This window comes from Kocuria atrinae C3-8, from assembly GCF_000286355.1.
GTDB lineage: Bacteria > Actinomycetota > Actinomycetes > Actinomycetales > Micrococcaceae > Kocuria > Kocuria atrinae_A.
Map to the genome: position 1 here is coordinate 1 of NZ_AJXN01000022.1, position 6,716 is coordinate 6,716.

A 6,716-nucleotide genomic window follows, 5' to 3' on the forward strand; every position below is an offset into this window, starting at 1 on the left:
GAGCGGCGTCGTCGGGCCGGCTGGTTGAGCCGGCCCGACGATTTCAGCGGAGCTTGACCATCCGCCGGATGAACACGATCAGGACGATCCCCATGGCCGCGAGCGGCAGCCACATCAGGTCCGCACTGAGGATCCCGAGCCAGCCTCCCACCATGATGGCCAGGACCGCCGCCATACCGGCAACCACCCACACCAACATCTGTACGGCGTTCTTGTACTGACGCTGCACGTTGTCCCGGGTGAGGGTCACGGGGAAGTTGAAGACCCGTGGGTATCGCGTCAGCACTCCACAACCGATCGTCAGCAGACTCAGCAGCACGAGGATAATGGCGGCCTCTTGGAAAGACCCCTCGCGGGTCACGTCACCAGTGAAGTCGTAATGGAGGGCGAAATCTCCCTGGGCACCCGAATACCGCAGGAAGAAGTACACCGGCAGGGCCACGGCCGAGATCATGCTGACCAAAAGAAGCACCCTGTGGAACGGATCCAGCGCAAAGTTCGGTTGAGGCCGCTCCCTGAAGGTCGTGATGGGTTGATCGCCATCGAGGTCCTGGGCTCGGTTGCGAGTTCTTTCCCGCGGGGCGTCACGTGAGTCAGTCATCCAGCGCTCCTAGTCATCGCCTGGTTGCTCCTTATCTTTAAGGCTACGAAGAAAAGGCAGGCACCGACTCCCCCGAGCGTTGGAATTTCACCCCGCGCGCATGAGGATCGAGTTGTTCGTTACTTCCCAGGGCACTCGAACTGATACTTCCGCGCAGAACTCTTAGGATGATCCAGTGATGAATCCCGCCGCTCAGCCTTCGACGGACACTGCCGACTCCACTCCCAAGCTCAGCGCGTGGGAGGTGATGTTCAAGGACGCCACCAATGCCGAGCTCAAACTCGCCATGGCCGCGTCCGGAACCATCTTGAGCCTGTTCACCGCGGGGCACATGGCCGGGAACATGCAGGTGTACCTGGGCCGGAAGCACTACAACGACTATGCGGAATTCCTCCGCACCGTCGGTGCTCCGGTGCTGCCGCGAAATTCCGTGCTGTGGGTGGTGCGTATCGGGTTGCTCGCCAGCGCCACGAGCCACATCATGGCCGGCACCGAACTCACGCTGCGGGCCATGCGCGCCGAGCGCCACACGGTCCAGAGCACGGTTCAGGACCTCAAGCTTCAGCTCACGGGCAAGCAACGCAGGCGCCTCGCGGCCGACGTCGCTCGGTCCCCCAGATCATCGCCCGCTCCATGCGCTCCACGGGCGTGGTGCTCGGCCTGTTCACGGCCTACCACGTAGCGGATCTGACGGTGGGTGCGCGCCCGGCGGCGTCGTCGAAGCATCGGCACGGGGACGCCTACGGGAACCTGGTGGCAAGCCTGTCCCGCCCGAGCGTCGCATTCTTCTACACCGCCTCGATGGCGGCCTTGGCCGGCCACATGATTCACGGCGTGCGCACGGCCGCCATGGACGCCGGCTTCACGAGCACCGAACAGCGCGCCCAGCTGATCGAGGCCGTAGCCAAGCTGGTGGGCACCGCTGTGGCTCTCGGAAACGTCACCATCCCCGTGGCCGTGCAGGCCAAGGTGGTGCGCTGATGCTGCTGACTGTGCACGTGTGGCGGCAGGCCACCGCGGAGGACCAAGGCACGTTCGTGGCCGTGAGCCCGGTCGAGGCTCGCGAGGACATGAGCATTCTGGACCTGCTCGATGCCGTCAACGAAACCCTCACCCGCCAGGGCGATGACCCCGTCAGCTTTGACGACGGCTGCCGCGAAGGTATCTGCGGTAAGTGCGGCGTGACCGTGGACGGCGTGCCCCACGGCCCGGACAAGAATCAGGCCTCGTGCACCCAGTCGCTGCGGGCCTACCGTGACGGGGACGAGATCTTCATCGAACCCATGCGCGCGGGCTCGTTCCCGGTCAAAAAGGACCTGTCCGTGGACAAGAAGGCCCTGCGGCGGGTGGCCAAGGAGGCCAAGTTCCCGGTAGCGCTCAAGGCCCTGAGTAACGCCGGCTGCATCAGTTGCGGCGCGTGCGTGGCCGCGTGCCCCAACGGTTCCGGCCAGTTGTACGTGGGCACGTTGCTCAAGGAACTTCCGCCGTTGGCCAAGACCCCGGAGGAGCGCAACGAGCGCTCGAGCAAAGTTCTGGACGCCGCCGAGCACGAGTTCGGCCCCTGCTCCCTACTGGGCGACTGCATGGAGGTCTGCCCCGCGGGCCTCCCGCTGGAGAACCTCACCGAGGTCGCCCGGGAAAATCTCCGCCGGATGAACCCGGAGAAGTACGCCTAATCAGCGTGGCCACGCGGGAGGCGCCGCGCGGCGGCGTCGGCGGTCGTCTCGCACCGTGGTCACCTGCGGGCCCCGGTTTGTGAACGCCGCCACCCACGCGACACAATGGACTCACCATCCCGAGCGGCCGAGAGACCTGGATCGAAGACGCCGCAGCAACCCGCAGTGATCGGCCTACTGCACGGTGCTACCGCCAGGACCGATGGAGTGCTGCGCGGCCCCGGGCAGTGTTCGGACGGGAGCTGTACGCGGCCGGCAAGGAGGAGCCCTATGGCCGAGCACCAGTTCGGTTTCCGCACCCGTGCACTGCACGCAGGCGGCACCCCGGACGCCGAGCACGGCGCCCGTTCCGTCCCGATCTACCAGACCAGTTCGTTCGTCTTCAAAGACGCCGACGACGCCGCCAACCTCTTCGCGCTGCAGAAGTACGGCAACATCTACTCGCGGATCGGCAACCCCACCGTGGCTGCCTTGGAGGAGCGCATCGCGTCCCTCGAGGGTGGTATCGGTGCGGTAGCAACCTCCTCCGGCATGGCGGCCGAGTTCATCACCTTTGCCGCGCTGTGCGGGCAGGGCGATCACGTGGTCGCCTCCTCGCAGCTCTACGGCGGAACCGTCACGCAGTTGGATGTAACCCTGCGCCGCTTCGGTGTGGAGACCACCTTTGTTCCCGGCACCGATCCCGCCGATTACAAGGCGGCCATCACCGAGAACACCAAGCCGTTTACACCGAGCTCGTGGCCAACCCGTCCGGTGAAATTGCCGATCTGGAAGGCCTCGCGGAGGTCGCCCACGAGGCCGGTCTGCCGCTGATCGTGGACGCCACGCTCAACACCCCGTACCTGTGCCGCCCGTTCGAGCACGGTGCGGACATCGTGATCCACTCGGTCACCAAGTTCCTGGGCGGCCACGGCAATACCCTGGGCGGTGTGGTGGTCGAAGCCGGTCGCTTCAACTGGGGCAACGGCAAGTTCCCTGCCATGACCGAACCAGTCCCCTCGTACAACAACGTGACCTGGTGGGGGAACTTCGGTGAGTACGGCTTCCTGACCAAGCTGCGTTCCGAGCAGCTGCGCGACATCGGTCCATCGCTGACCCCGCAGGCCGCGTGGAACCTGCTGCAGGGAGTGGAAACCCTCCCCCAGCGCATGGACGCCCACGTGGCGAACGCGCAAGAGGTCGTGCAGTGGCTGGCCACCGATCCGCGCATCGGCTACGTGAACTACGCGGGTCTCGAGGATCACCCGCACCACGAACGCGCCCAGAAGTACTTGCCCCAGGGCATCGGTTCCGTGTTCGCCTTCGGTGTAGCCGGCACCGATCAGCTCAGCGGCCGCGAAGTGGGCGGCCGGTTCATCGAGAACCTGCAGCTGGCCTCGCACCTGGCCAACATTGGTGACGCCCGCACCCTGGTGCTGCACCCGGCGTCCACCACCCACCAGCAGCTCACCTCCGAGCAGCTGGAATCCGGCGGCGTGAGGGAAGACCTGATTCGCATTTCCGTGGGTCTCGAGGACCCCGCGGACATCCTGTGGGATCTGGACCAGGCGCTGACCGCCGCGACCGGGATCAACCGCGAGGGCGACGTCGTCGAAACCGTGACGCCCGCTGCGGCCACCGCCGAGCCCACGTCCGAAAAAGCTGCCGAAGGAGTCCACGCATGAGCACCGAACGCACCTGGGTGGGCCCCAGCGCCCCCGAGCGACTGAACATCCTGCGCAACACCGAGTCGATCGCGATCGTGGGCATGTCCAATAAGCCGCGCGGGCCAGCTACTTCGTGGCCACGTATCTGCTGTCTTCGTCCCCGTACCGCGTGTACTTCGTGAACCCCGTGTTGGACGAGGTGCTGGGCCAGAAGGTCTACCCCTCGCTCGCGGACCTGCCCGAGGTCCCGGACATGGTGGACGCGTTCCGCAAGGACTCCGATCTGCCGGCGTGGCCCAGGAGGCCGTGGACCTCGGCGCCAAGACCGTGTGGATGCAGCTGGGCTCGTGGAGCGAGGAAGCCGCGGCGATCGCCGAGAACGCCGGGCTCAACGCCGTGATGGATCGCTGCGTGAAGATCGAACACGCCCGCTTCCACGGCGGCCTGCACCTGGCCGGCTTCAACACCGGGGTGATTTCCGCCAAGCGTCAGGTGGTTGCCTGACGGTCATTGGGTGACCAACCAATTGATCCCGCCTCACTGCGTAGTAACCACGGTTACTTTGCAGTGAGGCGGGATCACATGGTTCTGGGGCCTGCTGTTCTCCGGCCCAGCTGCAAACTGCCGACGTCGCTCTCAGCCCAACCGCAACACCACGGCCGCGCGTTCCCAGCCCTGGGACTCGCGGGCGGGAACTTCGTCCTCGGGGACCACGGTGTACAAACGCTCGGCATCAGCAAGAAAGGCCTCGTTGGCCATGGACGAGACCAACGGGTCCAGCACCTCGGCAGGATCGCGTTCGGTGGAGGCGTCAGTGAGCAGCGGGCCCATGTAGGCAACCTCGTCCTGCACGGACAGCGTGGAGTGCGCTACCGGCTTGCCCCATTCGTCCACTTCGAACCGCGTGACGTCCCCCATGGGTGCATCGAACATCCCGGACTCACCCGGGAAACTCAGTCCACGGTCCAGCTCCTGAACCGCACCCGTCAGCAAGATGCCCTGCGAGAGCACCTCCTTCTCCTGAGCATTCACGCGCCGCGGGCCATCACGACCTGATCCTCGGGACAGACCAACACGAGCCCGTCCTTTGAAGGGACTGAACCGTCCCAGGCCACCACGTTCTGCGGCGGTGCTTCGGTTCCGCGCACCGCATCCCAACCGGCCACCCAGTCCTTGAGGTCGTCTTCCCATTGCTGCGCCATGCGATTCTCCTTTCTCGGCAAGCTATTGCCCCGAGTATCTCACTCGCCCTATCACACCAGGTGGCGTTTGTCATGCAGTCCTCTATCCTGGGAAGGTTCGCTGATTTTCGCCATTTGTTCCCTAAATTCGAGGAGTTGTCACCCGTGAATGCCAGAAAAACATTACAAGTCACTCTGGCCTTTGTCGGGCTCCTGGTGGGGGCTGGCTTCGCGACCGGTCAAGAAGTGGTGCAGTACTTCATTTCCTTCGGCACGTGGGGCTTGGCCGGAGCAGTGGTCTCCGGGCTGCTCATGATCGCGGCCGGTGCCGTGATCATTCAGATCGGCAGTTACTTCATGGCCGATGAGCACCGGGCCGTTTTCCGCTCGGTCTCCCACCCGGTGGTTTCCAAGTTCTTGGACATCAGCGTCACCCTGACCCTGTTCGCCATGGGGTTCGTGATGCTCGCCGGCGCCGGTTCAACGCTTGAGCAGCAGTTCGGGCTGCCCGCATGGATCGGCTCCGCCATCATGGTGGTCATCGTGATGCTCACCGGCCTGTTGAACGTCAACAAGGTCACCAACATCATCTCCGCCGTCACACCACTGATCTTCGTGGCCGTGATCGTCGTGTTCGTGTACACCATGATGCAGCTCCCCGTGGACTTCGGTTCCGTGAGCGAACTCGCCGTGCAGGCCGATTCCCCCGTGACCCCCTGGTGGCTGTCCGGGATCAACTACACCTGCATGGCCCTGATGCTCGGTGTCTCCATGAGCCTGGTCATCGGCGGTAACACCACGAACCCGCGTGTCGCAGGATGGGGCGGTGTCCTGGGCGGCGTTGTCTACACCATCTTGTTGCTCATGAACGCCGTGGCCCTGCTGGTGAACTACGAATCGGTTGAGGGCTCGGACATCCCCATGCTCCAGCTCTTCGAGACGATCCACCCCGTGGCCGCACTGTGCATGGTGTTCGTGACGTTCATCATGATTTACAACACGTGCATCAGCATGTTCTACGCCCTCGGGCGCGTCTCAGCGTCAATCACCGCAACCGTTACGTCCCGGTGTTCCTGGCACCTGCGTGGTCGGCTACTTCATCAGCCTCATCGGATTCGGCACGCTCATGAGCTACGTGTACCCCGCCATTGGTTACGTGGGCATGATCATGGTGATTGTCATGCTGGTCTGGTGGTTCCGCAGCCGCAAGAAGATCGAGGGCGAAGAGAGCCGCCGTGATCGGATGCGCGCATTGCTCACCATGAAGGAGTCCGACGACAAGGACTTCCCCGAGGGCCATGAGAAGCGCCTCGAGGACACCGCTGAGCAGTCGACCGCTGACAATGAGACCATCACCGGCGCCATCGACAAAGAGGTCGTCAGCAGCCTCAGCAAGAAGAACGGTAAGAACGGCAACACGGATTCATCGGGAACCTCGGCATCAAGTTCGAAGGACTCCCACTGATCTGAACCCCCGGCCGTAGCAAAAGCTCCCCACCACTATGTGGTGGGGAGCTTTCGTATGGGGAGCCAGCGGCGTCGTCGTCCCGGTGAAGAATGATTCAGGAGGACGACGCCGCGGCGGGGCTAGCTGTTGTGGGTCATGAGGTTC

At 64.1% G+C, this 6,716-nt stretch carries 8 protein-coding genes, 2 pseudogenes and 1 riboswitch; of the genes and pseudogenes, 7 read left to right on the forward strand and 3 right to left on the reverse strand.

The window, feature by feature from the left end:
- Window positions 1-43: 43 nt before the first annotated feature.
- On the reverse strand, window positions 44-601 hold the full coding sequence (locus tag YO9_RS0103010; RefSeq protein WP_016996184.1) for a hypothetical protein: 558 nt from the start codon (window positions 599-601) through the stop codon (window positions 44-46).
- Between the two features lie 175 nt (window positions 602-776).
- Between YO9_RS0103010 and YO9_RS16515 the strand changes: the two genes are divergently transcribed.
- From YO9_RS16515 to YO9_RS0103030, 5 genes and pseudogenes are all read left to right on the forward strand, one after another.
- Window positions 777-1,283, forward strand: a complete 507-nt coding sequence (locus YO9_RS16515; protein ID WP_223286016.1) for a succinate dehydrogenase/fumarate reductase transmembrane subunit — start codon at window positions 777-779, stop codon at window positions 1,281-1,283.
- Window positions 1,235-1,582, forward strand: coding sequence for a succinate dehydrogenase/fumarate reductase transmembrane subunit (locus tag YO9_RS16520; RefSeq protein WP_016996185.1), 348 nt, complete (start codon window positions 1,235-1,237; stop codon window positions 1,580-1,582). Before YO9_RS16515 ends, YO9_RS16520 begins: the two co-directional genes overlap by 49 nt.
- Window positions 1,582-2,277, forward strand: coding sequence for a 2Fe-2S iron-sulfur cluster-binding protein (locus tag YO9_RS0103020; RefSeq protein ID WP_016996186.1), 696 nt, complete (start codon window positions 1,582-1,584; stop codon window positions 2,275-2,277). Before YO9_RS16520 ends, YO9_RS0103020 begins: the two co-directional genes overlap by 1 nt.
- 111 nt (window positions 2,278-2,388) lie before the next feature.
- Window positions 2,389-2,486: riboswitch (SAM riboswitch) on the forward strand.
- Between the two features lie 61 nt (window positions 2,487-2,547).
- Window positions 2,548-3,941 (forward strand): annotated as a pseudogene (locus YO9_RS0103025) (O-acetylhomoserine aminocarboxypropyltransferase/cysteine synthase family protein).
- Window positions 3,938-4,427 (forward strand): annotated as a pseudogene (locus tag YO9_RS0103030) (CoA-binding protein). Before YO9_RS0103025 ends, YO9_RS0103030 begins: the two co-directional pseudogenes overlap by 4 nt.
- Window positions 4,428-4,559: 132 nt before the next feature.
- Here the strand turns inward: YO9_RS0103030 and YO9_RS0103035 are convergent.
- Together YO9_RS0103035 and YO9_RS16525 are read right to left on the reverse strand one after the other, a co-directional pair.
- Window positions 4,560-4,955 carry a hypothetical protein gene (locus YO9_RS0103035; RefSeq protein ID WP_016996188.1) on the reverse strand — a complete coding sequence of 132 codons (396 nt, stop codon included), beginning with the start codon at window positions 4,953-4,955 and terminating at the stop codon, window positions 4,560-4,562.
- Window positions 4,952-5,125, reverse strand: coding sequence for a hypothetical protein (locus tag YO9_RS16525; RefSeq protein WP_016996189.1), 174 nt, complete (start codon window positions 5,123-5,125; stop codon window positions 4,952-4,954). Before YO9_RS16525 ends, YO9_RS0103035 begins: the two co-directional genes overlap by 4 nt.
- 144 nt (window positions 5,126-5,269) lie before the next feature.
- Between YO9_RS16525 and YO9_RS0103045 the strand changes: the two genes are divergently transcribed.
- A complete protein-coding gene (locus tag YO9_RS0103045) occupies window positions 5,270-6,343 on the forward strand; it encodes a YkvI family membrane protein (protein WP_223286017.1) in 1,074 nt (357 codons plus the stop codon).
- Window positions 6,285-6,569 carry a hypothetical protein gene (locus tag YO9_RS16530; protein ID WP_223286018.1) on the forward strand — a complete coding sequence of 95 codons (285 nt, stop codon included), beginning with the start codon at window positions 6,285-6,287 and terminating at the stop codon, window positions 6,567-6,569. Before YO9_RS0103045 ends, YO9_RS16530 begins: the two co-directional genes overlap by 59 nt.
- Window positions 6,570-6,716: the final 147 nt, after the last annotated feature.

What these genes read in the sequence shown, in the direction of transcription:
- YO9_RS0103020 (WP_016996186.1), top strand. Translation starts at nt 1,582, where the DNA reads ATGCTGCTGACTGTGCACGTGTGGCGGCAGGCCACCGCGGAGGACCAA.
- YO9_RS16530 (WP_223286018.1), top strand. Translation starts at nt 6,285, where the DNA reads ATGCTGGTCTGGTGGTTCCGCAGCCGCAAGAAGATCGAGGGCGAAGAG.
- YO9_RS16525 (WP_016996189.1), bottom strand. Translation starts at nt 5,125, where the DNA reads ATGGCGCAGCAATGGGAAGACGACCTCAAGGACTGGGTGGCCGGTTGG.
- YO9_RS16520 (WP_016996185.1), top strand. Translation starts at nt 1,235, where the DNA reads ATGCGCTCCACGGGCGTGGTGCTCGGCCTGTTCACGGCCTACCACGTA.
- YO9_RS0103010 (WP_016996184.1), bottom strand. Translation starts at nt 601, where the DNA reads ATGACTGACTCACGTGACGCCCCGCGGGAAAGAACTCGCAACCGAGCC.